Genomic DNA, 24,781 nt, shown 5'->3' with positions numbered 1-24,781 from the left:
GCCCCCGCCGGGATCCGGCGTTTGGAGAATCGGACCACGCCGTCCCGTGGAGCCTGGACGTTCGTCCCGGGCATCGCATTCAGGCCGACATGGGAGAATGAAGTACGTGCTCTTTCCTCGGCATGAGCTTGTCGAGGGTCACCTCCGAACGACTTGGATGTTCAGCACGTGCGTTTCCTCAATGACCAGAAGCCGCCGTACGACCTGACGTACGACGATGTGTTCATGGTGCCGAGCCGCTCCGCGGTCGGTTCCCGGCAGGGCGTCGACCTGTCGGCGCCGGACGGGACCGGCACCACCATCCCGCTCGTGGTCGCCAACATGACCGCGATCGCAGGCCGGCGGATGGCCGAGACGGTCGCCCGCCGCGGTGGCCTCGTCGTCATCCCCCAGGACATTCCGATCGAGGTCGTCACCGACGTCATCTCCTGGGTCAAGAGCCGGCACCTGGTGCTCGACACCCCCATCGTCCTCGCCCCCACCCAGACCGTCGCCGACGCGCTGTCGCTGCTGCACAAGCGGGCGCACGGCGCGGGCGTCGTCGTCGACGGCGAGCAGCGTCCGCTCGGTGTCGTCACCGAGTCGGACCTGACCGGTGTGGACCGTTTCACCCAGCTGAGCGAGGTCATGTCGACGGAGCTGCTGCTCCTCGACGCCGACATCGACCCGCGCGAGGCGTTCAACCAGCTCGACGCGGCCCACCGCAAGCTGGCCCCCGCGGTCGACAAGGACGGCCGTCTCGCCGGCATCCTGACCCGCAAGGGCGCCCTGCGCGCGACGCTGTACACCCCCGCCACCGACGCCGAGGGCAAGCTGCGCATCGCCGCGGCCGTCGGCATCAACGGCGACGTGGCCGGCAAGGCCAAGCAGCTGCTGGAGGCCGGTGCGGACACGATCGTCGTGGACACCGCGCACGGTCACCAGGAGTCGATGATCAGCGCGATCAAGGCGGTCCGCGCCCTCGACCCGCAGGTCCCGATCGTGGCGGGCAACATCGTCGCCGCCGAGGGTGTGCGCGACCTCATCGAGGCCGGCGCGGACATCATCAAGGTCGGTGTGGGCCCCGGCGCCATGTGCACCACCCGCATGATGACCGGTGTCGGCCGCCCGCAGTTCTCCGCCGTCCTGGAGTGCGCCGCCGAGGCCAAGAAGTTCGGCAAGCACGTCTGGGCCGACGGTGGCGTCCGTCACCCGCGTGACGTCGCCATGGCGCTCGCCGCCGGCGCGTCCAATGTGATGGTGGGCTCCTGGTTCGCCGGTACGTACGAGTCCCCGGGCGACCTCCAGCAGACCGCCGAGGGGCGGCTGTACAAGGAGAGCTTCGGCATGGCCTCGGCCCGCGCCGTGCGCAACCGCACCAGCGAGGAGTCGGCCTACGACCGGGCGCGCAAGGGCCTGTTCGAGGAGGGCATCTCCACCTCCCGCATGTTCCTCGACCCGGCCCGCCCGGGCGTCGAGGACCTGATCGACTCGATCATCGCGGGCGTCCGCTCCTCCTGCACCTACGCGGGCGCGGGCTCCCTGGAGGAGTTCGCCGAGCGCGCCGTCGTCGGTGTGCAGAGCGCCGCGGGCTACGCGGAGGGCAAGCCGCTGCACGCCAGCTGGCAGTAACGATCAGCGAACATTTACGCGGACGGCCGGGTGGCCGACCGCTGAGCGTTCCCGACGGGGCGTGGCCATCCGGCCACGCCCCGTCGTCGTTTCCCGCCGCCGCCCCGCGTCCGTGGCGCCGGTTTTATGCCGCGCGAATGTCCGACCATGACCGTGAATACCTTCCGAACTCCCGCCGAACATCTCGGAACGGGAGGTTCCCGCAGGTTCCTCCCGCGCGGCCGCCGGGCGGCGACATGTACCGATTCATGATGAGGCGTGCAACGATCACCCATTCCGGGCCCCCGCGCGCAACGTTCGTACGCGCATACGCAAGGATGGTGCATTACGAGCGCAGGCACCCACCTCGTAGGGTCTGCGCTGTACGTGGAGTGGCGGGTACCGCTTGCTCGGCGGTCCCCTCGCTTTTCGGGTTTCGGCTTCGCCGTGCCCGCACCCCCCCGAGTGGCCCGCCGTCGGCCCCTGCCCTCGACCGGCAGCAATGAACGGAGCCACCCAGTGTTGGACCAGGGCACAGCGCCACCCGCCTCGGACGACGTCCAGTCGTCCCCGCGGCCCACCGCCGGTCTCGGCACCCGCCTGATGCGGCGCAAGCCCGTCGAGCGGCTGGTGTCCGAGGGCGGTCAGGGCGAGGGCGGCTCGCTGCGGCGCTCGCTGGGCATGTGGCAGCTCACCATGATCAGCATCGGCGCCACGCTCGGCACCGGCATCTTCGTGGTCCTCGGCGAGGCCGTGCCCAAGGCCGGCCCGGCCGTGGTCATCTCGTTCGTCATCGCCGGCCTCACGGCCCTCTTCTCGGCGCTGTCCTACGCGGAGCTGGCCGGCACCATCCCGGTCTCCGGCTCCTCGTACTCCTACGCCTACGCGACCCTCGGCGAGATCATCGCCTGGGTCTGCGGCTGGTGCCTGATCCTGGAGTACGGCGTCTCCGTCGCGGCGGTCGCCGTCGGCTGGGGCGAGTACCTCAACGAACTGCTCGACGGCACGATCGGCGTGACCATCCCCGCCGCGCTGTCCAACCCGCCCGGCACGGACGGCGGCTACTTCAACCTGCCCGCGCTGCTCGTCGTCCTGCTGTGCATGGCCTTCCTGCTCGGCGGGGCCAAGGAGAGCGCCCGCGCCAACACCATCATGGTCGGCGTGAAGATCGCGGCCCTGCTGCTCTTCTGCGCCGTGGCCTTCATGGGCATCCGCGCCGGCAACTACAAGCCGTTCATGCCGCTCGGCCTCGGCGGTGTCTCCGCCGCGGGCGCCAGCCTGTTCTTCTCCTACATCGGCTTCGACGCCGCCTCCACCGCGGGCGAGGAGGCGAAGAACCCGAAGAAGGACCTGCCCAAGGCGATCATGCTGTCGCTCCTCATCGTGACCGCGATCTACGTCCTGGTCGCCGCGATCGCCGTCGGCGCCATGCCGTGGAACGACTTCGAGGGCTCCGAGGCCGCGCTCGCCGGAATCATGAAGGACGTCACCGGTCAGAGCTTCTGGGCCGTGCTCCTCGCCGCCGGTGCCGTCATCGCCATCGCCAGCGTCGTCCTGACCGTCCTCTACGGCCAGACCCGCATCCTCTTCGCGATGTCCCGCGACGGGCTCGTCCCCAAGACCTTCTCCAAGGTCCACAAGAAGACCGGTGTGCCGCGCGCCAACACCGTGATCGTCTCGGTGTTCTGCGGTCTCCTCGCCGCGGCCGTGCCGCTGGGCGAGCTCGCCAACGCCACCAGCATCGGCACGCTCTTCGCCTTCGCGCTGGTCAACGTCGCCGTGATCGTGCTGTTCTTCACCCGTCCGGACATGAAGCGCAGCTTCAAGGTGCCGCTGTCCGGGATCCGGATCCCGCTCGGTTCGCGCCGGGTGCCGCTCGCCCCGGTCTTCCCGGCCATCGGCTTCGGCTTCTGCGTGTACATGATGCTGAACCTGCCCGGTATCACCTGGCAGTGGTTCGGCGGCTGGATGGCGGTCGGACTCGTGATCTACTTCCTGTACGGGAAGAGCCGCTCGCGGCTCGCCCTGGAGGAAACGCAGGTAACCCTAGAGAAGTGATCCACCCGCAGTGCGACTGAACGATCTCGACGAACGCATCGTCCACGCCCTCGCCGAGGACGCCCGGCGCTCCTACGCCGACATCGGCACCGAGGTCGGTCTGTCCGCGCCCGCCGTCAAGCGGCGCGTGGACAGGCTGCGCGCCGAGGGAGCCATCACCGGGTTCACCGTCCGGGTGGACCCGGCGGCGCTCGGCTGGGAGACCGAGGGCTTCATCGAGATCTACTGCCGCCGGAACACCTCCCCCGAGGCGATCCACCGCGGACTGTCGCGCTACCCGGAGGTGGCGTCCGCCTCGACCGTCACCGGCGAGGCGGACGCCATCGTCCAGGTCTTCGCCTCCGACATGCGCCACTTCGAGCGGGTGCTGGAGCGCATCGCGGGGGAGCCGTTCGTCGAACGCACCAAGTCGGTGCTGGTGCTCTCCCCGCTGCTGCGCCGCTTCAGCTCCGGCGCGCCCTCCTGAGCGGGCCCGCCGTGAACCACCGCCGCGCGCACGGCACGCGGCCGGTCCCCGCGCCATGAGCGACGAGCCCGGCGCGGGCGGGCCGCGGGCCGCGGGGAACCTGTCGGGGATCGACCTCAATCTGCTCGTCGCCCTCGACGCGCTGCTCGCCGAGGAGTCCGTCACCGGCGCCGCCGGCCGGCTCGGTCTCTCCGGGCCCGCCATGAGCCGCACCCTCGGCCGGATCCGCCGGGCCCTCGGCGATCCCGTGCTCGTCCGCGCCGGGCAGCACATGGTCCCCACCCCGCGCGCCCTCGCCCTGCGCGCCCCGGTCCGCCGGCTCCTCGACGACGCCCGCTCGCTCTTCGCGGCCGAGGAGCCCGCCGACCCCTCCGGGCTGGAGCGCACCTTCACCCTCAGCGCCCACGACAGCAATGTGCTGGCCTTCGGCGCCGCCCTGCTCGACCGGGCCTCCCGCGAGGCCCCGGGCGTCACCCTGTGCTTCCTCGCCGAGGGCCCCACCGGCGTGGCACCCCTGCGCGAGGGCGTCATCGACCTGGAGATCGGCGTCGTCGACCGCGACGAACCGGAGGTCCGCGTCGAGCCGCTGCTCCAGGACCGGATGGTCGGCGTCGCCCGCCCCGGCCACCCGCTGCTGGAAGGGACCGTGACCCCGCGCCGCTTCGCCGCCGCGAGCCACCTGCTGGACTCCCGGCGCGGCAGGCGCTCCGGTCCGATCGACGACGCCCTCGCCGCCCACGGGCTGCGCCGCCGCGTCCTCGGCACCGTGCCCACCTTCGGTGCGGCGCTGCACGTCCTCACCGGCACCGACGCCGTGGGGATCGTCTCCGAGCGGCTCGGCGCACCGGCCGCGGCCGCCCTGGGCCTTGAGACCTTCGAGATCCCGCTGGAGCTGCCGCCGCTGGAGATCTGCATGGCCTGGCACCCGCGGCACGAGGCGGACGGCGGTCACCGGTGGCTGCGCGGGCTGGTGCGCGACGCGGTGTCGGCCTTCGGCCTGGCTGCCGACTCCGACGCCTCCTAGGAACCTCACCCCCCGAGGCCGAAAGCTACCGGTGAGTCACCCCGGCGAGTTGTCGATCATCCTCCGGCCGGCCCACGCAACGAATCGGCGCCAAGGGCGGTCAATGCGCAACGAATCGTCCATCGGTGCGCAACGGTCGCGCCTTGTCCGGTCGAGAGAGCGACCCGTACCGTCAGAGCGTCTTGATGAATGTCTGACGAACACCCGTCCGGCATGGCTGTAGCTCAGCCACATCCGCCCCCATCGGTTGAAGAGGACGCATGACGCCGCTGCGTATCGCGCTGTACCAAGGCCCCAGCGGCGTTCCCACCTCCACCGCCGACAGCCTCGCCGCCCTGGCCGGCGCCGCCCGCCGCGCCACGGCCGCCGGCGCCCGGCTGCTGCTCACCAACGAGCTGTACCTCACCGGCTACGCCCTCGGTGACGCCGTGCGGGACCTCGCCGAGCCCGCCGACGGCCCCGGCGCCCGCGCCGTCGCGCGCATCGCCACCGAGCACGGCCTGGCCATCGGCTACGGCTACCCCGAGCGCGACGGCACCGACCCGGCGGTGATCTTCAACTCCCTCCAGCTCATCGGGCCGGACGGCGAGCGCCTCGCCAACTACCGCAAGACGCATCTCTTCGGTGACTTCGAGACCACCTTCTTCCGGCCCGGCGACGAGCCCGTCGTCCAGGCCGACTTCGCCGGACTCCGACTCGGCCTGCTGATCTGCTACGACGTCGAGTTCCCCGAGCCCGTCCGGGCCCACGCGCTGGCGGGCACCGAGCTGCTGCTCACCCCGACCGCGCTGATGCGCCCGTACGAGATCGTCCCCCAGACGATCGTCCCGGCCCGCGCCTGGGAGAGCCAGCTCTACATCGCCTACGCCAACCGCTGCGGCATCGAGGGCGACTTCTCCTTCGCCGGTCTCAGCTGCCTCGCCGCCCCCGACGGGACGGTACGGGCACGGGCGGGGGCCGACGAGGACCTGATCGTGGCCGACGTCGACCCCGCACTGCTCAAGGCCTCCCGCGCGGAGAACACCTATCTGAGCGACCGCCGCCCCGAGCTGTACGGACGGCTCACCTGACCTGATCCGGCCCGGGTCCGTCACCTCAGCACCCCCCCGCTCTTCCCCAGCCCTTCCGCACCCCCTGCCAGTAGGAGTCCCGCCGATGACGTCCACGGTGCCCACCGCCGTCCACGACGAGCAGCACGAGGCCCAGGCCTCGCCGCCGATCACCATGTTCGGCCCGGACTTCCCGTACGCCTACGACGACTACCTCGCCCACCCGGCGGGCCTCGGCCAGATACCGGCGACCGAGCACGGCAGCGAGGTCGCCGTCATCGGCGGCGGGCTGTCCGGCATCATCGCCGCGTACGAGCTGATGAAGATGGGCCTCAAGCCCGTCGTCTACGAGGCGGACCAGATCGGCGGGCGGCTGCGGACGGTCGGTTTCGAGGGCTGTGACGCCGAGGGCGACAGCGGGCCGCTGACCGCGGAGATGGGCGCCATGCGCTTCCCGCCGTCCTCCACCGCCTTCCAGCACTACATCGACCTCGTCGGGCTGGAGACCAAGCCGTTCCCCAACCCGCTCGCGCCGGAGACCCCCTCCACGGTCGTCGACCTCAAGGGCGAGTCCCACTACGCCGTCACCGTCGACGACCTTCCGCAGGTCTACCGCGACGTGATGAACGCGTGGAACGCCTGCCTGGAGGAGGGCGCGGACTTCTCCGACATGAACCAGGCCATGCGCGAGCGCGATGTGCCGCGCATCCGGGAGATCTGGGCGAAGCTCGTCGAGAAGCTCGACAACCAGACCTTCTACGGCTTCCTCTGTGAGTCCGAGGCCTTCAAGTCCTTCAAGCACCGCGAGATCTTCGGCCAGGTCGGCTTCGGCACCGGCGGCTGGGACACCGACTTCCCCAACTCCATCCTGGAGATCCTGCGCGTCGTCTACACCGAGGCCGACGACCACCACCGCGGCATCGTCGGCGGCTCGCAGCAGCTGCCGCTGCGCCTGTGGGAGCGCGAGCCCGAGAAGATCGTCCACTGGGCGCAGGGCACCTCGCTGTCCTCGCTGCACAACGGCGAGCCCCGTCCCGCCGTGACCCGGATGCACCGCACGGCCGGCAACCGCATCACGGTCACCGACGCGACCGGTGACATCAGCACCTACCGCGCCGCCGTCTTCACCGCGCAGTCCTGGATGCTGCTGTCGAAGATCGAGTGCGACGACTCGCTCTTCCCCATCGACCACTGGACGGCGATGGAGCGCACCCACTACATGGAGTCCTCCAAGCTCTTCGTGCCCGTCGACCGGCCGTTCTGGCTGGACAAGGACGAGGAGACCGGCCGTGACGTCATGTCGATGACGCTCACCGACCGGATGACCCGCGGCACGTACCTGCTGGACGACGGCCCGGACAAGCCGGCCGTCATCTGCCTGTCGTACACCTGGTGCGACGACAGCCTCAAGTGGCTGCCGCTCTCGGCGAACGAGCGCATGGAGGTCATGCTCAAGTCGCTCGGCGAGATCTACCCCAAGGTCGACATCCGCCGTCACATCATCGGCAACCCGGTCACCGTCTCCTGGGAGAACGAGCCCTACTTCATGGGCGCGTTCAAGGCCAACCTGCCGGGCCACTACCGCTACCAGCGGCGTCTGTTCACCCACTTCATGCAGGACCGCCTCCCCGAGGACAAGCGCGGTCTGTTCCTCGCGGGCGACGACATCTCCTGGACGGCCGGCTGGGCCGAGGGCGCGGTGCAGACCGCGCTCAACGCGGTGTGGGGTGTGATGAACCTCTTCGGCGGCGCCACGGACGCCACGAACCCCGGCCCCGGTGACGTCTACGACGAGATCGCGCCGGTGGAACTGCCGGAGGACTGAATCCGGTGAACCGAGAATGCTGAAGGGCCCTGGAACCACCCCGGTTCCAGGGCCCTCGGCCTTTCCCCGTCAGCCCAGCGGGGTGAGCAGGCAACGCCCCACGAGGCCGACGCTCGCGTCCACGCGGTCGGTGAACTCCGCCACCAGATCGGGCAGTCCGCGCACCGCCCACAGCGCGCGGAACGACGCCCACGCCGCGTCCCGCGCCGCCTCCAGGCTCCACGAGCCCACCAGATGCGTCAGCGGATCGGCGACATCCAGCAGATCCGGGCCGGGCATCAGCTCCTCACGGATCCGCTCCTCCAGGGCGACGAGCAGTTCGCCGATCCGGTCGAAGTCGCCCTCCAGCGCGCGGGGTTCGACGCCCAGGATCCGGCAGGTGTCGGCGAGGGCGAGTGCCAGGTCGTGCCCGATGTGGGCATTGATACCCGCCAGCGCGAACTGCAGCGGGCGTACCGCCGGGTGGCCGCGCATCTGGAACAGCGGCCGCCAGCAGGCGGGCGGCCGCCGGCCCGAGGAACAGCGGTCCACCGCCGCGAGATACCGCCCGGCGAAGCGGACGTCCAGCTCCGCCGCCGCCACCGCGTTCCCGAACGCCCCCGCGCTCACGCGCCGGCCGATCTCCTCGGTGACCGACAGATACACCCGGTTGAAGACGGCCACCCCGTCACCCGGGGGCAGCGCCGCCTGAAGCTCCCGCATCCGCGCCAGCACGCCGTCGATCCCGGTGGGCACGTGCGACTGTGCCCGCGTCGTCGTCATGCGCACAGAGTGACAGGCGCGTACGGAACGTAGGGGAACGCGGACGGCGGTGCACCGGAACGGATGAACGGCGCCCGCCGGGCGGCCGGGGGCGGCGTCAGCCCTCGCGGCCCGCAGGCCCCTCGCCGGTGGTGCTGTCGTAGCCGCTCGTGCCGGAATCCAGCAACGGCTCCTGCTGCTTGAGATGGGCCGGTGCCAGGGCGCGCAGCACGTGGTAGCCGGTGATGACGACGATCGTGCCGAGCGCGATACCGCTCAGCTCGAAGTTGTCGCTGATCTTCAGGCTCACTCCGCCGACGCCGATGATGACGCCCGCCGCGACGGGCACCAGATTCAGCGGATTGCGCAGGTCCACCTTGTTGTGCACCCAGATCTGCGCGCCGAGCAGACCGATCATGCCGTACAGGATGACGGTGATACCGCCCAGCACACCGCCCGGCACGGCCGCGACGACCGCGCCGAACTTCGGGCACAGCCCGAACAGCAGCGCGAAACCGGCCGCGGCCCAGTAGGCGGCGGTGGAATAGACGCGGGTGGCCGCCATGACGCCGATGTTCTCGGAGTAGGTGGTGTTGGCCGGGCCGCCGACCGCCGTGGAGAGCATCGTCGCCGCGCCGTCCGCGGCGATAGCGGTGCCCAACTGGTCGTCCAGCGGATCGCCGGTCATCTCGCCGACCGCCTTGACGTGACCGGCGTTCTCCGCGATGAGGGCGATGACGACGGGCAGGGCCACCAGGATGGCGGACCAGCCGAAGCTCGGGGCGTGCAGCGACGGCAGGCCGATCCAGTCCGCCGTGGAGACACCCGAGAGGTCGAGCCGCCAGTGGTCGACGGCCTCCGGGCCGCCGTGCACCGAGTGGATCTTTCCGAAGATCCGGTCGAGGATCCAGGAGAGGGCATAGCCGAAGAGCAGCCCGAGGAAGATCGCGACGCGCGACCAGAAGCCGCGCAGGCACACCACGGCCAGACCGGTGAAGAGCATGGTGAGCAGCGCCGTCCACTGGTCCTGCGGCCAGTACGTGCTCGCCGTGACCGGCGCGAGGTTGAATCCGATCAGCATCACCACGGCACCGGTCACCACCGGTGGCATCGCCGCGTGGATGATCCGCGCGCCGAACTTCTTCACCGCGAGTCCGCTCAGGAACAGCGCCGCGCCGACCACCAGGATCGCGCCGGTGACGGCCGCGCTGCCGCCGCCCTGCGCCCGGATGATGGCCGCGACACCGACGAAGGAGAGGCTGCAGCCCAGATAGCTGGGCACCCGGCCGCGGGTCGCCAGCAGGAAGATGATCGTGGCGACGCCCGACATCATGATCGCGAGATTCGGGTCGAGACCCATCAGTACGGGAGCGACGAAAGAAGCCCCGAACATCGCCACGACGTGTTGCGCGCCGAGGCCCGCGGTGCGGGGCCACGAGAGCCGTTCGTCGGGCCTGACGACGGCTCCGGGGGCCGGGGTGCGCCCGTCGCCGTGCAGAGTCCAGCGCACGCCGAGGCCCATGGTTACTCCCTGTGTTCTTGAAATGGATCCGGACCATGCTAAGCGGGGGTGCCCGGTGCTCCCCGCCGTCGTCGGCGCCCGGTTGGCGCAGCGCGTTGCGACGACCGGCCCAATTCGCCCCCCGTACGACTGTATGACCCGATACATCCGCTAGCGCCCGGGTTGTGCGAGGTATGCGTCCCAGTGTCCGATTCCTGCAAGACCGGGAGACATACATGCGTAAGCTCGTCGGCCGCACCGCGGCCGCCGCGATCGTCGCCGCGGCCACTATCGTGCCGATGTCGGGGGTGGCTCAGGCCGCACCGCAGGCCCCCGCCGCGGCGTGGGGTCACGACGACGACGACCGTAACGGCCACGACCGGGACGGTGACTGCCACCGTCGCTGCGGCGGCGGTCACCACAACGGCCACCACAACGGCGGCGGCCACCACAACGGCCACGACAACGGCCATCACAACGGCGGCCACCACAACGGCTGGGGCGGCCACAACGGCGGTCACAACGGCTGGGGCGGCCACAACGGCTGGGGCGGCCACTTCGGCGGTCACTACAACGGCCACAACAGCGGCCTCTGGGCCTGGCTGGGTGGCTGGGGCGGCTGGGGCGGTGGCTGGGGCCACGGCCACAACGGCGACCACAACGGCCACCACAACGGCGGACACCACGGCAAGTGGGGCCACCACAACGGCGACCACAAGTGGGGCCACCACAACGGCCACAACGGCGACCACAACGGCAAGTGGGGCCACCACAACGGCGACAACGGCCACCACAAGGGCGACCACAACGGCCGCGACCACAAGTGGGACAACGGCCGCGACCACAACGGCCGCGACAACGGGCGTGACCACAACGGCCGCGACCGCGACCACAAGTGGGGCAACCACAACGGGCACCACAACGGTGACCACAACGGGCGCAACGGCCGCGACTGCGACCGCGACCACAAGTGGGGCCACCACAACGGGCACGACAACGGGCACCACAACGGCCACCACAACGGGCACTACAACGGCCACGACAACGGGCACCACAACGGTGACTACGGCCACCACGGGAAGAACCACGGCGGCTACGGCCACCACGGCAAGGACCAGAACCTGCTGATCATCAGCCTCTGACAGCCGGCACACGACGGTCCGCACCGCGGGCCGTACGCCGGGCCCCTCGTGGGCCCGCCGTACGGCCCGCGGAGTCGTGTCCGGGTACCGGGGGAGGGTGCGTCAGGTCTTCGTGGCGGAGGCCGCGCGGTGCGCGCTCGCCTCACGGGCCGGAGCCCGCAGGACGCCCGCCCCGGCCACCAGCCCCGCGGTCAGGACGGTCACCACGGTGAACGAGACCATCAGCGACGTGGCGTCGGCGATCTGCCCGATGGCCGCCGGGGCGATCAGGCCCGAGGTGTACGTGACCGTCGCGACGGTGGCGATCGCCCGGCTGGGGTCCGAGCCGCTGCGGCCGGCCGCGGCGAAGGCCAGCGGGACGACGACGGCGATGCCGAGCCCGATGAGACCGAAACCGGCGATGGCGGGCACCGGGCCGGCCGCGGTGACCACCAGTACCCCGCCGGCGGTCGCGGCCAGCCCGCCCACCCGCACGGTACGCACCGGCCCGAAGCGCCGTACCGCCGCGTCACCGGCGAACCGGGCCGCCGCCATCGTGCACGAGAACGCCGTGGTGCACGCGGCCGCGAGGCCCGGCCCGGAGCCGACGGCCTCCCGGAGATAGACCGCCGACCAGTCCAGGCTCGCCCCCTCGGCGAAGACCGCGCAGAACCCGACCGCGCCGATCAGCAGCGCGGAGCGCGGTGGCAGCAGAGCCTGCCGCCGTCCCCCGCCCGGCTGTGTCGTCGGCCGTGCCTCCGGGGGCGTGCGCAGATCGAGGACCCAGCGGCAGGCGGCCGAGCCGAGGACGGCCAGGGCGGTCGCGGCGAGGGCGAACTGGATCCGGGCGTCGATGCCGGCGTGCGCGGCGACGGCACCCACCGCCGACCCGACAAGACCGCCGACGCTCCACATCCCGTGCAGCGAGGACATGATCGAGCGGCCCAGACGGTCCTCGGTCTGCACCCCGAGCGCGTTCATGGCGACGTCCGCCATCCCGGCCGTCGCGCCGTACACCGCCAGCGCCCCGCACAGGGTCAGCAGACCGGGGGCGATGGCGGGCGGCACGAGGGCGGCGCACCACAGGACCAGCAGACCGCGCAGCGCGGCCCGCGAGCCGAAACGACGGCTGATCCGGCCCGCGAGCGGCATCGCGACCGAGGCGCCGATCGCGGGGAAGGCCAGCGCGATCCCCAGCTGCCCGGCGCTGATGCCCGCGTGCTCCTGGACCCACGGGACGCGGGCGGCGAAATTGCCGGTGACGGCGCCGTGCACGGCGAAGACCGTGGCCACGGCGATCCGCGCGCGGCGCACCCGGGGGTCCGGACGGCTCTGTGTGGTGGTCATCGCTCCGCATCCTTCCCGACGGGCCCGTGCGGGTCGACCCCGTGTGCGCGACCGGTTGTCAGGGGCCGGCCCCGGGGAACGGGCGGGAGGACGCCCCGGGGCCGGCCGGTGGGGGACCGGTGGATTCCTCAGCAGCCGCCGAGGTCCTGCCACACCCCCCATTCGCCGGTGGTGCCGGGCTCTTCGCCCCGCGTCCACCATTTGGCCTTCCAGGAGTGGCCCTTCCAGGAGACGGTGGCGCCTCCGTTGTAGGCGTTCGCGCTGTTCCAGGACGGTGCCGCGCAGGCGCCGCCGGTCGGGGTGGCGGTGGGCGTCGGGGTGGGCGTCGGTGTGGGGGAAGCCGTCGGGGTGGCGGTCGGGGTCGGGGTGGGGCCGCCCGGGTCGACGACGGTGGTGCCGCGTGCCAGGTCACCGGCGAGGGCGTAGGTCTTCCCGCCGAAGCTCACGGTCCAGTTCGAGGGGGTGGCGGCCGGGAGGTAGTAGACGAAGTCGAGGTCCGCAGAGGCCCCCGGTGCGAGCGGCTGACGGTCCGGCAGTTTCACCGAGACCCGGTGGTAGTCGCCCTTGAGGCCGCCGATGTTGTTCGCGGCGGTGTGGTCGCTGCGGACGACCTTCAGGCCCCAGCCCGACTGGTCCTTGGCGTTGCCCGGTGCGGAGGTGCCGTAGTCGAACTGGAACTCCGAGCCGCCGGGGACGGTGGCCTTGGTGCGGTTGGTGATGCGGATCTTCGGGTTGATCGGGTAGTTGGAGTCGCCGAGCGGGAAGTTCGTCAGGCTCACGTCCAGGTCGAGCGCCTCCGTCGGCAGCGGGGTGGTGGCCCGTCGGTCGCCGTAGCCGGGGGCGGACTTGAAGGCGTCGTACAGCGCGGTGGTGAGGGTGTCGCCCACCTCGTACTGTCCCTTGGCGGCGTTCCAGTCGTAGTCGCCCGCGAGCTCCCAGATCATCGTGCCGCCGAGCCCCTTGTCGACCACGTACTGGGCCTTGGCCTTGACCGACTGCTCGTCCTCGGTGGAGAGGAAGACCTTCTTCTCGGCGTTCCAGAGCCAGGGGGCGGTCAGCGTGGTGTCGTAGTGGCGGTTGTAGTTGCCGGTGAGCTTGGTGCCGGCCGGAAAGCCGTACTTTCCGGCGTAGTCCCCGACGACGCCCTTCTCCAGGTTCTTCGCGTGCCACATCGGGTTCGAACCGGCCGGGGACTCCTTGCCGTCGTCGTCCTTGTCGTGCCAGAGGTTGTCGATGCCGACCGCGCCGTCACCACAGCTGGTCAGGCCGGATCCGGCGGGACAGGAGGTGGCCTTCGCGGTGCCCCACAGGCCGTTCGTACCGCCGGTGACGTTCTTCCAGCCGCGGGTGTAATAGGGCAGACCGAGATTGACCCGCCCGGGTGGCAGGGCGCCCCGGAAGTAGTGGTACGCCCAGTCGCCGTTCAGATATCCGGTGCCGCCGTACTGTGCCGCGGAGTAGACGCCCCACTTGGCGAGTTCCGCGTCCTTGCCGTCGTCGTACAGCGCGGCGTTCGGCCCGACGAATTCGTTCCAGGCGCCGTGCAGGTCGTACGACATCACATTGACGTAATCCAGGTACTTCGTCGTCTGGTACGTCTCCATGCCACGCAGCAGATACGCGGAGGACGGTGCGGCGACGGACAGCAGATAGTGCTTCCCGTCCGCCGCGCCGGCCCGGTCGAGCTTTTCCCGGAGCGTCTTCATCAGCGCCGCGTAGCCCTTGTTGAGACCGCCCCGCCGGGCGTTGGCGAGGGTCCAGTCCTTGGGGTTCCCGGCGTCCTTCATGGACGTCGGGTATTCGTAGTCGATGTCGACGCCGTTGAATCCGTATTTCTTGACGAAGGCGACGGCGGAATCCGCGAAGGTGTCGATCCCGGCCTGGTTGACCGAGCCGTCCGCGTTCGTCGCGGTGCGGTAGAAGCCACCGGCGTCGACGCGCTTCCCGTTCTCGTCGATGTAGCCGCCGGTCTCCGCCCAGCCGCCCACCGAAATGAGGGTCCGGACGTTCGGGTGCTGCTTCTTGAATTTGCTCAGCAGATTGAAGTGGCCCCGGTAGGGGAGGGCCGGGTCCATTTCGGCGCCCGCCACCCCCGGCCAGGTCATCCCGGTGGCGGGGTTGGCGGCGCTGTCGGCGCCGACGGAGATCTTGTTGCCGCCGTCGACGTGCGCGAAGGCGTAGTTGATGTGGGTGACCTTGTCCCACGGGATGTCGGAGGCCAGATACGCGGGGGTGCCGTCCTTGCCGGTGCGCCAGCCGGTGAAGTAGCCGATGACGCGGCGCTGGTGGTCGGCGCCCATCTTCTCGCGGCCGGCGGAGTCGTAGACCGAGCAGTACGGGACGTTCACGCCCGGGGTGGCGTAGAGGCCGTCGGGGCGGCAGGCGGCCTGGTCCTCGGCGTGCGAGGCGGTCGCCGTGAGGGTGCCCAGCAGCAGTCCGGTGACGGCGGCGCCGGCCGTGGCGAGGGTGACGCGGGTCCGGGCCGGAAGGGCTGACGTGCGGGGTCTTCTGCCGGATCTCTTGCGGAACAACACGATCGGTTTCCTCCAGTGGGGGGCTCGGCTGAGCGGTGCGTGGGGGGTGCGACGTGCTGTGGCCCGTGGTCTGCGCAGACCGGCGGGCCGTCTCCTCGGAGGTGTGGGAGAGGTTAAGAGGACTAGACCAGTGCGTCAATAGGTCTGAACCAAGTCCTGAACGGCGGGCAAGAAGCGGAATCCGGCCACCTGCCCGGGACCGCCGCCGCGAGGTGCTCCAGGGCCGGTCGAACGGCCGTCGAGCCCTGGTCCGGATCCCGTCCAGCCCCCGTCCAGTCGAGGTCCAGCTCCGGGGCGCCGTGTCAAATCCCCGTGGACATCGCGGCGCCCGGCGGCGTACGCTCGGAGTCGTCGGAGCTGCGGAATGATCAAACCCGCAGGTCAGACGCCATGTACCATAAGGTCGAAAGTTTTTTACGCAGCGCACTCCGGGGTCGGTGAAAGTCCGAACCGGCGGTTACAGTCCGCGACCCGTCCGCAGCCAGCGGCCGGTTGACCAGGTGAAATTCCTGGACCGACGGTTAAAGTCCGGATGGGAGGCAGTGCGCGGCGGGCACGCATCGGCACACCGTCGCAGGTGGTCCGTCCCCTCGTGGACGACGGCCCCGTCCTGACCTTCGGTGTATCTCCCCGTTGCGGCGTACCCGCTCTTCGTCGTCCCGTACGACAGCCCCGGAGTCCGTGCCCGAAGAGGCAGGAGGACCCCGGTGGGCACCGTGACCGAAGCCGAAGCGATGCGCCGCGCCATCGCGCTCGCCGCCCGCGGCCTTGGCTCCACCAGCCCCAACCCCGTCGTCGGCTGCGTCGTCCTCGACGCCACGGGCCGCACGCTCGGCGAGGGCTGGCACCACCGCGCCGGCGGTCCGCACGCCGAGGTCGAGGCCCTGCGCGACGCCGCCGAATCCGGCCACGACGTCCGCGGTGCCACCGCCGTCGTCACCCTCGAACCCTGCAACCACACCGGCCGCACGGGCCCCTGCGCCCAGGCGCTCATCGACGCGGGCATCCGACGCGTCGTCTACGCCGTCGCCGACCCGAACCCCACCGCCACCGGCGGTGCCGCGACCCTCGAGGCCGCCGGCGTCGACACCGCGGGCGGCCTCCTCGCCGACGAGGCCGCGGCCGGCAACACCGCCTGGCTCACCGCCGTCCTGCGCCACCGCCCGTTCGTGCTGTGGAAGTACGCCGCCACCCTCGACGGCCGCAGCGCCGCCGCCGACGGCACCAGCCGCTGGATCACCTCCGCCGAGTCCCGCGCCGACGTCCACCGGCTGCGCGCCGAGGCCGACGCCGTCGTGGTCGGCTCCGGCACCCTGCGCGCCGACAACCCGCACCTCGCGGTGCGCGGGATCGACGGCGCGAGCCAGCCGCTGCGCGTCGTCATGGACACCCACGCCACGATCCGGCCCACGGCCCGGGTCCTGGACGCGGCGGCACCCACGCTCGTGGCCGTCGCCGAGGACGCCGACACCCGCCACCTGCCGGGCGTCGACACCGTGCGCCTGCCACGGGCCAAGGCCGGTCTCGACGTCCCCGCCCTGCTCGCCGAGCTGTACGCCCGTGAGGTGCGCTCGGTCCTGCTGGAGGGCGGCGCCACCCTCGCCGGGGCGTTCCTCGCCGCGGGCGTCGTCGACCGGGTCGTCGGCTATCTCGCCCCCGCCCTCCTCGGCGCCGGACCGGCCGTCCTCGGCGACGCCGGGATCGGCACGATCGCGCGCGCGTCCCGCCTCGACATCACCGACGTCGCCCGGCTCGGCCCCGATCTGCGGATCACCGCCACCCCGCTCGTCCCCCCTCTTGTCTCCGTCCCCGCCACCACCCCCGAAGGGAACTGACGTGTTCACCGGAATCGTCGAAGAACTGGGTGAGGTCGTCGCCGTCGAGAACCTCGGCGACTCCTCCCGGTTCACGCTGCGCGGACCCCTCGTCACCGAGGACGCCAAGCACGGCGACTCGATCGCCGTCAACGGCGTCTGCCTCACCGTCGTGGACACCGCCGACGGCGCGTTCACGGCCGATGTCATGGCGGAGACCCTGAAGCGCTCCAGCCTCGGCGCCCTCGGCGCCGGCTCCCGCGTCAACCTCGAACGCCCCATGGCGCTCGGCGGCCGCCTCGGCGGTCACCTCGTCCAGGGCCACGTCGACGGCACCGGCACCATCGTCGAGCGACAGCCCGGCGAGCACTGGGAGATCGTGAAGATCGCCCTGCCCGCCGAGCTGAGCCGCTACGTCGTGGACAAGGGCTCCATCACCGTCGACGGCATCAGCCTGACCGTCGTTCAGGCGGGCGCCGACTTCTTCACCGTCAGCCTCATCCCCACCACGCTCGAGCTGACCACCCTCGGCGCCAAGGGCGTCGGGGAGCCGGTCAACCTCGAGGTGGACGTCCTCGCCAAGTACGTCGAGCGCCTCCTCGGCACCGCGGACCGCACCCCCGGGGAGCCGGTCGCATGAGCGCCCTCGACTGGCTGAACGGCCAGGCCTTCGAGGTCTTCGGCCAGCGCGTCATCTGGTCCGACATGATCGGCAACACCATCGGACTCGCCGCCCTCGCCCTCGGCTGGCGGCGCTCCATATGGACCTGGCCCGCCCAGTTCCTCTCCGGCGTGATCCTCGTCGCCGCCTACGCCTCCGCGCAGCTCAGCGGCGGCATCGGCAAGCAGCTCCTCGTCATCGGCGTCGCCCTGTGGGGCTGGCGGCAGTGGCACCGCGGCCGGCAGCGCGCCCAGGACGGATCCATCGCGATCCGCTTCGCCACCTGGCGCGAGCGCGTCCTGCTGCTCGCCGGCACCGCCGTCGGCACCCTGGCCGTGGGCGGCCTCTTCACCGCCGTGCCCGAACTGTCCTGGAACCCCTGGCCGGACGCGTACATCTTCGTCGGCACCCTCGCCGCGATGGTCGCCCAGGCCCGCGGGCTGGTGGAGTTCTGGTTCGCGTGGCTGCTCGTCGACCTCGTCGGCGTCCCGCTCGCCTTCGACAGCGGCCTCGCCTTCTCCGGCCTCGTCTACGTCGTCTATCTCGCCCTCGTCCTGTGGGGCATGCGCGATTGGTGGCTGCGCTCGCGCACGAGCGTCAAGCCCGCACTGGAAGGAGTGGCAGCATGACCGTCCTGGAGAGCTGGTTCACGGCCGAGGACCTCACCCTCGATCCCGTCGAGCGCGCCATCGCCGACATCGCGGCCGGCCGCCCCGTCGTCGTCGTGGACGACGAGAACCGGGAGAACGAGGGCGATCTCGTCGTCGCCGCCGAGAAGGTCACCACCGAGACCATCGCCTTCATGATGTCCGAGTGCCGGGGCCTGATCTGCGTCCCCCTGGAGCAGCCCGACATCGACCGGCTCGACCTGCCGCAGATGGTGCGGGACAACACCGAGTCGATGCGCACGGCCTTCACCGTCTCCGTCGACGCCTCCCGCGACCACGGCGTCAGCACCGGCATCTCCGCCGCCGACCGCGCCACCACCATCCGCCTGCTGGCCGACCCCGCCACCACCCCCGGCGACTTCGTCCGCCCCGGCCATGTCTTCCCGCTGCGCGCCAAGCCCGGCGGCGTCCTCGTCCGCAACGGCCACACCGAGGCCGGCGTCGACCTCGCCCGCCTCGCCGGGCTGCGCCCCGCCGCCGCCATCGTGGAGATCGCCGGCGAGGACGGCGCCATGCTGCGGCTGCCCGAGCTGATCCCCTTCGCCCGCAAGCACGGCCTGTCGATCATCTCCATCGAGGACCTGATCGCCTACCGCCGGTCCGCCGAGCCCACCGTCCGGCGCGAGGCCGAGACCCGGCTGCCCACCGCCTTCGGCGACTTCCGCGCCTTCGGCTACCGCTCCACCGTCGACGGCGTCGAGCACATCGCCCTGGTCTCCGGCGACCTCGGCGACGGCGAGGACGTCCTGGTCCGGGTCCACTCCGAGTGCCTGACCGGTGATGTCTTCGGCTCGCTGCGCTGCGACTGCGGCCCCCAACTGCAGGCCTCCCTGCAGCGGATCTCCGCCGAGGGACGCGGCGTCGTCCTCTACCTCCGCGGCCACGAGGGACGCGGCATCGGGCTGATGTCCAAGCTGCGCGCCTACGAGCTCCAGGAGGGCGGCCGTGACACCCTCGACGCCAACCTCGAACTCGGCCTCCCGGCCGACGCCCGTGACTACGCGGCCGGCGCGCGGATCCTCGCCGACCTCGGGGTGCGCTCGCTGCGGCTGATGACCAACAACCCCGAGAAGACCGCGGCCCTGGTCCGGCACGGCCTGAAGGTCACCGGCCGGGAGCCGATGCCCGTCCAGGCGGGCGAGCACAACCTGCGCTATCTGCGCACCAAGCGGGACCGGATGGGCCACGACCTGCCCTGGCTGGACACCGACGAGGTGTCCCCCTGCGGCAATCAGTGATCCGCCGTGCGTCTCCCGTTACGCAGAAAACCCCGTGACGTACGACCTGACAACCCCCACAGCCGACAACAGCCCCATGGCACGAGCAGGAAACCGAGGACAGACGTGAGCGGCAAGGGCGCCCCCGAGCTGAGTGTGAAGAACTGCCAGGACCTGCGGGTCGCCGTGATCGCCGCGCAGTGGCACGAGAAGGTGATGGACGGTCTCGTCGACGGCGCCCTGCGCGCCCTGCACGACCTCGGCATCGACGAGCCGACCCTGCTGCGCGTCCCCGGCAGCTGGGAGCTGCCGGTCGTCGCCAAGGCCCTCGCCGGCCGCGGCTACGACGCGGTCGTCGCCCTCGGCGTCGTCATCCGCGGCGGCACCCCGCACTTCGAGTACGTGTGCCAGGGCGTGACCCAGGGCCTCGCCCAGGTCTCCGTCGACACCGGCGTCCCCGTCGGCTTCGGCGTCCTGACCTGCGACACCGAGGAGCAGGCCCTGGACCGGGCAGGCATCGAGGGCTCGAACGAGGACAAGGGCCACGAGGCGGTCACCGCGGCCGTCGCCACGGCGGTGATCCTCCGTTCGGTCTCCGAGCCCTGGCACTGACAGCGGGAGCGGACCCCGTAGGGTAGGAGCACCATGTCCAAGAAGACGTTCGAGGAGCTGTTCACCGAGCTCCAGCAGAAGGCCGCCTCCGGCGACCCCGCCACCTCCCGCACCGCCGAACTCGTCGACAAGGGCGTCCATGCCATCGGCAAGAAGGTCGTCGAGGAGGCCGCCGAGGTGTGGATGGCCGCCGAGTACGAGGGCGCCGACGCCACGGCCGAGGAGATCTCCCAGCTCCTCTACCACGTTCAGGTGATGATGGTCGCCCGGGGCATCTCGCTCGACGACGTCTACGCCCATCTGTAGACGCCCGCCCGTCCGACGAGCCCCGCGGCCGCCCGCACCCCCTGTACGTTCCAGCAGTTCCCCGCAAGTCCCCGCATTCCCCACGCACAAAGGAAACCGACCTCATGCTGCGCATCGCCGTTCCCAACAAGGGTTCTCTCTCCGAGCCTGCGTCGGCGATGCTCCATGAGGCCGGCTACCGCCAGCGCAAGGACCGCAGGGAACTGGTGCTGGTCGACGCGGCCAACGACGTCGAGTTCTTCTTCCTGCGCCCCCGCGACATCGCCGTCTACGTCGGCTCCGGCAAGCTCGACATCGGCATCACCGGCCGCGACCTGCTGCTGGACTCCGGCTCGCAGGCCGAGGAGATCATGCAGCTCGGCTTCGCCGGGTCGACGTTCCGCTACGCCACCCGCCCGGGCACGGCCAAGGACGTCAGCGAGTTCGGCGGGATGACCGTCGCCACCTCCTTCTCCGGCCTGGTCACCAAGCACCTCGCCGACAACGGCGTGGCCGCCTCCGTCGTGCACCTCGACGGCGCGGTCGAGACCGCCATCCAGCTCGGCGTCGCCGAGATCATCGCCGATGTCGTCGAGACCGGCACCACCCTGCGCAACGCCGGGCTGGAAATCATCGGCGAGCCGATCCTGGAGTCCGAGGCCGTCGTCATCCGGCGCGCCGGCGCCCCCGCCGACGACCCCAAGGTGCAGCAGTTCCTCCGCCGTATGCAGGGCGTCCTCGTCGCCCGCCGCTACGTGATGATGGACTACGACATCCGGGTCGAGCACGTGGAGCGTGCCGTCGCCCTCACCCCCGGCCTGGAGTCGCCGACCGTCTCCCCGCTGCACCACGAGGGCTGGGTCGCGGTCCGCTCGATGGTCCCGGCCACCGATGCCCAGCGCATCATGGACGAGCTGTACGAGCTGGGTGCCCGCGCCATCCTCACCACCGGCATCCACGCCTGCCGCCTCTGATCCGCGCACGGGCCGGCGCCGACCGGAGCCGGCCCGGCCCGACCGCGAAAGAACGTACGCCGTGCCTTCCCCCGTACCCCCGACCGGCCTGCCGGACCTGCCGGTCACCTTCCGCCCGACCCGCACCCGGATCGTGCTGCTCAGCATCGGCGCCGCCCTGCTCGCCGTGCTCACGGTGATGTCGCTGGCCCTGCCGGCCCTGAACCCGGGGGACCGGGCATCCTTCATCGGCACCGGACTGCTGGTCTTCGGCGTCCTCGCCCTGCTGAGCCGCCCCAAGGTGGTCGCCACGCGCGACGGGGTGACGGTGGTGAACCTGACGACGAAGCGCCGGCTGGCCTGGGCGGAGATCGTCCGGGTCAATCTGCGCGCCGGTGACGCCTGGGTCCACCTCGACCTCGCCGACGGCACCAGCCTGCCGGCCATGGGCATCCAGCCCGGCGTCTCCAAGGACCGGGCGATCGCCGACGCCCGCGCCCTCCGGTCGCTCGCCGAGACATTCGGAACCGGCACCTCCGCGACCTGAGGGTGGTTGCCCGCCCCCGCCGGGGACTCCTTGATTACTCTGGTGCCACGGGCACGACCTGCCCCGCCCCGCACCGAAGCGGCCGCGTTCCCCGCGCGGCACGCGCGGGAGCACCTGCGAACCAAGGAGTGAATCCCTCCGGCAATGGACGGATCGTCCTGTAGTACCTGCGCCGCCCCCCACCGCGAGGCGGCGTCATGAGTATCACCGTGTCATTGCTGCTGCTCGCGGCAGCACTGCTCCTCATCCTCGCGAACGGCTTCTTCGTCGCCGCCGAGTTCGGCCTGGTGACCGTCGACAAGCCGGCGGCCGAACGGGCCGCGGCCGAGGGCGACCGCCGGGCCCATTCCGTGGTCGCGGCCCTGCGGGAGCTGTCCTTCCAGCTCTCGGGCACCCAACTGGGCATCACCATCACCTCCTTGGTGGTCGGCATGCTCGCGGAGCCCGCCCTCGGTCATCTGCTCACCGGCCCGCTGGGCGCGACGGGCCTGCCGCACGGCGCCGCCCCCGGCGTCGCCGTCGTGATCGGCATGCTGGTGGCCTCCGCCGTGCAGATGATCATCGGCGAGCTGGTGCCCAAGAACTGGGCGGTTTCCAGACCGCTGCAGGTCGCGCGCTTCGTCGTCGGCCCGCAGAGCGCCTTCGCCCACTTCTTCCGACCCGTGATCACCCTCCTCAACACCGTCGCCAACCGGCTCGTGCGCGCCATGGGGGTGGAGCCCGCCGACGAGCTGGCCTCCGCCCGCACCCCCGGCGAACTCGTCTCGCTCGCCCGGCACTCGGCCCGGGCCGGCGCCCTGGAGCAGGACACCGCCGACCTGTTCGTGCGGACCCTCTCCCTCGGCGACCTGACCGCGCAGCACGTCATGACGCCCCGGGTGAAGGTCAGCGCCCTGCAGTCCTCGGCGACCGCCGAGGACGTCCTCAATCTCACCCGCGCCACCGGCCTCTCCCGCTTCCCGGTCTACCGGGACCGCCTGGACGAGGTCGTCGGCATGGTCCACCTCAAGGACGCCCTCGCGGTGCCCGGCCACGACCGGCTGCGCACCCCGGTCGGGCGGATCGCGGTGGCCCCCATGCTGGTCCCCGGGACGCTGCCCGTGCAGCCGCTGCTGGAGCAGCTGCGCAGCGAACAGCCGATAGCCGTCGTCGTCGACGAATACGGCGGCACGGCCGGGGTGGTGACCCTGGAGGACATCGTCGAGGAACTGGTCGGCGAGGTCCGTGACGAGCACGACCACGCGGACGCCCACCTTCCGGAACTGGCTCCCGTCCCCTGCGAGGACGGCCGGTCCGCGTGGGACGCCGACGGCGGCTGCCGGGTCGACACCCTGCGCCGCGTCGGCCTGGAGGCTCCCGACGGCCCGTACGAGACCGTCGCCGGCCTCGTCGCCGATCTGCTGGGCCGCATCCCCGCCCCCGGTGACACCGCCGAGCTGCCCGGCTGGCGGCTCTCGGTGCGCCAGGTCGGACACCACCGCGCCGAGCGGGTACGGATCGTGCGCACCGGCGCGGTGCCCGCACCGCAGGGGGAATCGCGATGAGCGTGCTGCAACTCCTCTTCGCCGTGCTGCTGGTGCTGGCCAACGGCTTCTTCGTCGGTGCCGAGTTCGCGCTCGTCTCCGTACGCCGCAGCCAGATCGAACCCCGTGCCGCCGAGGGCTCCGCCCGGGCCCGCACGGTTCTGACCGGGCTCGAGAATCTGCCGCAGATGATGGCCGCGGCCCAGTTCGGCATCACCGTCTGCTCGCTGACGCTCGGCGCGGTCGCCGAACCGACCGTCGCGAAGCTGCTGGAGCCCCTCTTCCACGCCGTGGGACTGCCCGAGGGGCTCATCCACCCGCTGGGCTACGTCATCGCCCTGGCCCTGGTGGTCTTCCTGCACCTGGTGATCGGCGAGATGGTGCCGAAGAACCTGGCCATGTCGGCGCCCGACCGGGCGGCCCTGTGGCTGGGCCCGGGGCTCGTGACCTTCGCCCGGCTCTGCCGGCCGGTCACCGCCCTCCTCGGCGCGTGCGCGCACGGGGTGCTCCGGCTCTTCCGCGTCGAGCCCAAGGACGAGGTGGAGGCGGTCTTCACCAGCGAGCAGCTCACCCATCTGGTCGAGGACTCCCGCCAGGCCGGACTCCTCGAACCGGCCGAGCAGGAGCGCCTGGAGGACGCCCTGGAACTGGGCAGCCGCCCGGTCACCGACGTCCTCCTGGACCCGGCCACCCTGGTCACCGTCGCCCCGACGGTCACCCCCCGCCAGATCGAGGAGCTGACCGTACGGACCGGCTACTCCCGCTTCCCGGTCCGCGCGCCCGGCGGCGCCTTCATGGGCTATCTGCATGTGAAGGACGTCCTGGACCTGGAGGACCGGGAGCGGGCCGTGCCCCAGCACCTCTGGCGGCGTGTCGAGACCCTGCGGGCCGAGTTGCCCCTGGACGACGCGCTGACCGTGATGCGCCGGGCCGCCTCGCACCTCGCGGCCGTCACCGACGCCTCCGGGCGGGTGCTGGGCGTGGTCGCGCTGGAGGACGTGCTGGAGATGCTGGTCGGCGAGGTCCGGGACCCCGCGCACCGCAGGGCGTCCCCGCGCCCGGCCGAGGCCCCGCCCGGCACCCGGCTGAACCGCCCCCGCGCGGCGGCCGCGATGCCGGCCGAAGCCCTCGCCGCGCTGCCCGAGGAGAGGTCCGAGGAGCGGCTCGAGGAGAGCTCCCGGGAGATGTCCGAGCGGGACGCCGTGCCCGCCGAGCGGGACGCGATGGCCGGCTGAGGCGAAGGCG

At 71.5% G+C, this 24,781-nt stretch carries 21 protein-coding genes and 1 riboswitch; of the genes, 17 read left to right on the top strand and 4 right to left on the bottom strand.

Annotation, left to right across the window (positions count from 1 at the left end):
* The first annotated feature begins 168 nt into the window (after positions 1–168).
* The 6 genes from AB8O64_RS07175 (at position 169) to AB8O64_RS07150 (ending at position 8,012) form a co-directional block, all read left to right on the top strand.
* A complete protein-coding gene (locus AB8O64_RS07175) occupies positions 169–1,611 on the top strand; it encodes a GuaB1 family IMP dehydrogenase-related protein (RefSeq protein ID WP_370418450.1) in 1,443 nt (480 codons plus the stop codon).
* 498 nt (positions 1,612–2,109) lie between these two features.
* Positions 2,110–3,648 carry an amino acid permease gene (locus AB8O64_RS07170; RefSeq protein ID WP_370418449.1) on the top strand — a complete coding sequence of 513 codons (1,539 nt, stop codon included), beginning with the start codon at positions 2,110–2,112 and terminating at the stop codon, positions 3,646–3,648.
* A gap of 10 nt (positions 3,649–3,658) precedes the next feature.
* Positions 3,659–4,114 (top strand): Lrp/AsnC family transcriptional regulator, encoded by a 456-nt coding sequence (locus AB8O64_RS07165; RefSeq protein ID WP_095580789.1) that lies wholly within the window; start codon positions 3,659–3,661, stop codon positions 4,112–4,114.
* Between the two features lie 55 nt (positions 4,115–4,169).
* Positions 4,170–5,138: a LysR family transcriptional regulator gene (locus tag AB8O64_RS07160; RefSeq protein WP_370418448.1), complete on the top strand. Its 969-nt coding sequence runs from the start codon at positions 4,170–4,172 to the stop codon at positions 5,136–5,138.
* Between the two features lie 260 nt (positions 5,139–5,398).
* The gene (locus AB8O64_RS07155) at positions 5,399–6,208 is read left to right on the top strand and encodes a carbon-nitrogen hydrolase family protein (protein WP_370418447.1); all 810 of its coding nucleotides are present in this window, start codon (positions 5,399–5,401) and stop codon (positions 6,206–6,208) included.
* Between the two features lie 85 nt (positions 6,209–6,293).
* Entirely contained in the window at positions 6,294–8,012 is a 1,719-nt protein-coding gene (locus AB8O64_RS07150) for an NAD(P)/FAD-dependent oxidoreductase (RefSeq protein WP_356452115.1), read from the top strand.
* A 69-nt stretch (positions 8,013–8,081) separates the two neighbouring features.
* Here AB8O64_RS07150 and AB8O64_RS07145 read toward each other — a convergent pair whose 3' ends face one another.
* Together AB8O64_RS07145 and AB8O64_RS07140 are read right to left on the bottom strand one after the other, a co-directional pair.
* Complete coding sequence (locus tag AB8O64_RS07145) at positions 8,082–8,774, bottom strand: DUF5995 family protein (protein WP_370418446.1); 693 nt, start codon at positions 8,772–8,774, stop codon at positions 8,082–8,084.
* 97 nt (positions 8,775–8,871) lie between these two features.
* A complete protein-coding gene (locus tag AB8O64_RS07140; RefSeq protein WP_370418445.1) occupies positions 8,872–10,275 on the bottom strand; it encodes a uracil-xanthine permease family protein in 1,404 nt (467 codons plus the stop codon).
* Between the two features lie 215 nt (positions 10,276–10,490).
* Here AB8O64_RS07140 and AB8O64_RS07135 point away from each other — a divergent pair, with 215 nt between their 5' ends.
* The gene (locus AB8O64_RS07135; RefSeq protein WP_370418444.1) at positions 10,491–11,396 is read left to right on the top strand and encodes a hypothetical protein; all 906 of its coding nucleotides are present in this window, start codon (positions 10,491–10,493) and stop codon (positions 11,394–11,396) included.
* 102 nt (positions 11,397–11,498) lie between these two features.
* On the opposite strand, the gene AB8O64_RS07130 is transcribed toward AB8O64_RS07135, so the two are convergent.
* Together AB8O64_RS07130 and AB8O64_RS07125 are read right to left on the bottom strand one after the other, a co-directional pair.
* Entirely contained in the window at positions 11,499–12,722 is a 1,224-nt protein-coding gene (locus tag AB8O64_RS07130; RefSeq protein ID WP_370418443.1) for an MFS transporter, read from the bottom strand.
* Positions 12,723–12,850: 128 nt separating this feature from the next.
* Positions 12,851–15,256 carry a glycosyl hydrolase family 18 protein gene (locus tag AB8O64_RS07125; RefSeq protein WP_370418442.1) on the bottom strand — a complete coding sequence of 802 codons (2,406 nt, stop codon included), beginning with the start codon at positions 15,254–15,256 and terminating at the stop codon, positions 12,851–12,853.
* A gap of 419 nt (positions 15,257–15,675) precedes the next feature.
* Positions 15,676–15,806, top strand: a riboswitch (FMN riboswitch).
* 184 nt (positions 15,807–15,990) lie between these two features.
* On the opposite strand from AB8O64_RS07125, the gene ribD reads away from it, so the two are divergent.
* From ribD to AB8O64_RS07075, 10 genes are all read left to right on the top strand, one after another.
* Positions 15,991–17,091, top strand: coding sequence for a bifunctional diaminohydroxyphosphoribosylaminopyrimidine deaminase/5-amino-6-(5-phosphoribosylamino)uracil reductase RibD (ribD, locus tag AB8O64_RS07120; protein ID WP_370423812.1), 1,101 nt, complete (start codon positions 15,991–15,993; stop codon positions 17,089–17,091).
* A gap of 1 nt (position 17,092) precedes the next feature.
* Positions 17,093–17,710 carry a riboflavin synthase gene (locus AB8O64_RS07115; RefSeq protein WP_356452128.1) on the top strand — a complete coding sequence of 206 codons (618 nt, stop codon included), beginning with the start codon at positions 17,093–17,095 and terminating at the stop codon, positions 17,708–17,710.
* Positions 17,707–18,360 carry a nicotinamide mononucleotide transporter family protein gene (locus AB8O64_RS07110; RefSeq protein WP_365207976.1) on the top strand — a complete coding sequence of 218 codons (654 nt, stop codon included), beginning with the start codon at positions 17,707–17,709 and terminating at the stop codon, positions 18,358–18,360. The genes AB8O64_RS07115 and AB8O64_RS07110 overlap by 4 nt, the downstream gene beginning before the upstream one ends.
* Positions 18,357–19,637 (top strand): bifunctional 3,4-dihydroxy-2-butanone-4-phosphate synthase/GTP cyclohydrolase II, encoded by a 1,281-nt coding sequence (locus AB8O64_RS07105; RefSeq protein WP_370418441.1) that lies wholly within the window; start codon positions 18,357–18,359, stop codon positions 19,635–19,637. Before AB8O64_RS07110 ends, AB8O64_RS07105 begins: the two co-directional genes overlap by 4 nt.
* Positions 19,638–19,742: 105 nt before the next feature.
* Positions 19,743–20,228: a 6,7-dimethyl-8-ribityllumazine synthase gene (ribH, locus tag AB8O64_RS07100; RefSeq protein WP_130876831.1), complete on the top strand. Its 486-nt coding sequence runs from the start codon at positions 19,743–19,745 to the stop codon at positions 20,226–20,228.
* Positions 20,229–20,261: 33 nt separating this feature from the next.
* On the top strand, positions 20,262–20,534 hold the full coding sequence (locus AB8O64_RS07095; RefSeq protein ID WP_087929011.1) for a phosphoribosyl-ATP diphosphatase: 273 nt from the start codon (positions 20,262–20,264) through the stop codon (positions 20,532–20,534).
* A gap of 104 nt (positions 20,535–20,638) precedes the next feature.
* Positions 20,639–21,487, top strand: a complete 849-nt coding sequence (hisG, locus tag AB8O64_RS07090; RefSeq protein WP_362209210.1) for an ATP phosphoribosyltransferase — start codon at positions 20,639–20,641, stop codon at positions 21,485–21,487.
* 61 nt (positions 21,488–21,548) lie between these two features.
* Positions 21,549–22,013 carry a PH domain-containing protein gene (locus AB8O64_RS07085; protein WP_370418440.1) on the top strand — a complete coding sequence of 155 codons (465 nt, stop codon included), beginning with the start codon at positions 21,549–21,551 and terminating at the stop codon, positions 22,011–22,013.
* A gap of 197 nt (positions 22,014–22,210) precedes the next feature.
* The gene (locus tag AB8O64_RS07080; protein WP_370418439.1) at positions 22,211–23,557 is read left to right on the top strand and encodes a hemolysin family protein; all 1,347 of its coding nucleotides are present in this window, start codon (positions 22,211–22,213) and stop codon (positions 23,555–23,557) included.
* A complete protein-coding gene (locus AB8O64_RS07075; protein WP_370418438.1) occupies positions 23,554–24,771 on the top strand; it encodes a hemolysin family protein in 1,218 nt (405 codons plus the stop codon). Before AB8O64_RS07080 ends, AB8O64_RS07075 begins: the two co-directional genes overlap by 4 nt.
* Positions 24,772–24,781: the final 10 nt, after the last annotated feature.

It is taken from the genome of Streptomyces sp. QH1-20 (genome assembly GCF_041283565.1).
In the GTDB taxonomy this organism is placed as follows: Bacteria; Actinomycetota; Actinomycetes; order Streptomycetales; family Streptomycetaceae; genus Streptomyces; species Streptomyces syringius.
The sequence above is the reverse complement of the archived record's forward strand: the minus strand, read 5'-3'. Positions and strand labels throughout refer to the sequence as shown.

Excerpts from the sequence above, each read along its gene's own strand:
- AB8O64_RS07160 (WP_370418448.1), top strand. The coding sequence starts at position 4,170 with ATGAGCGACGAGCCCGGCGCGGGCGGGCCGCGGGCCGCGGGGAACCTG.
- AB8O64_RS07155 (WP_370418447.1), top strand. The coding sequence starts at position 5,399 with ATGACGCCGCTGCGTATCGCGCTGTACCAAGGCCCCAGCGGCGTTCCC.
- AB8O64_RS07150 (WP_356452115.1), top strand. The coding sequence starts at position 6,294 with ATGACGTCCACGGTGCCCACCGCCGTCCACGACGAGCAGCACGAGGCC.
- AB8O64_RS07145 (WP_370418446.1), bottom strand. The coding sequence starts at position 8,774 with ATGACGACGACGCGGGCACAGTCGCACGTGCCCACCGGGATCGACGGC.
- AB8O64_RS07140 (WP_370418445.1), bottom strand. The coding sequence starts at position 10,275 with ATGGGCCTCGGCGTGCGCTGGACTCTGCACGGCGACGGGCGCACCCCG.
- AB8O64_RS07135 (WP_370418444.1), top strand. The coding sequence starts at position 10,491 with ATGCGTAAGCTCGTCGGCCGCACCGCGGCCGCCGCGATCGTCGCCGCG.
- AB8O64_RS07130 (WP_370418443.1), bottom strand. The coding sequence starts at position 12,722 with ATGACCACCACACAGAGCCGTCCGGACCCCCGGGTGCGCCGCGCGCGG.
- ribD (WP_370423812.1), top strand. The coding sequence starts at position 15,991 with ATGCGCCGCGCCATCGCGCTCGCCGCCCGCGGCCTTGGCTCCACCAGC.
- AB8O64_RS07110 (WP_365207976.1), top strand. The coding sequence starts at position 17,707 with ATGAGCGCCCTCGACTGGCTGAACGGCCAGGCCTTCGAGGTCTTCGGC.
- AB8O64_RS07105 (WP_370418441.1), top strand. The coding sequence starts at position 18,357 with ATGACCGTCCTGGAGAGCTGGTTCACGGCCGAGGACCTCACCCTCGAT.
- AB8O64_RS07095 (WP_087929011.1), top strand. The coding sequence starts at position 20,262 with ATGTCCAAGAAGACGTTCGAGGAGCTGTTCACCGAGCTCCAGCAGAAG.
- hisG (WP_362209210.1), top strand. The coding sequence starts at position 20,639 with ATGCTGCGCATCGCCGTTCCCAACAAGGGTTCTCTCTCCGAGCCTGCG.
- AB8O64_RS07080 (WP_370418439.1), top strand. The coding sequence starts at position 22,211 with ATGAGTATCACCGTGTCATTGCTGCTGCTCGCGGCAGCACTGCTCCTC.
- AB8O64_RS07075 (WP_370418438.1), top strand. The coding sequence starts at position 23,554 with ATGAGCGTGCTGCAACTCCTCTTCGCCGTGCTGCTGGTGCTGGCCAAC.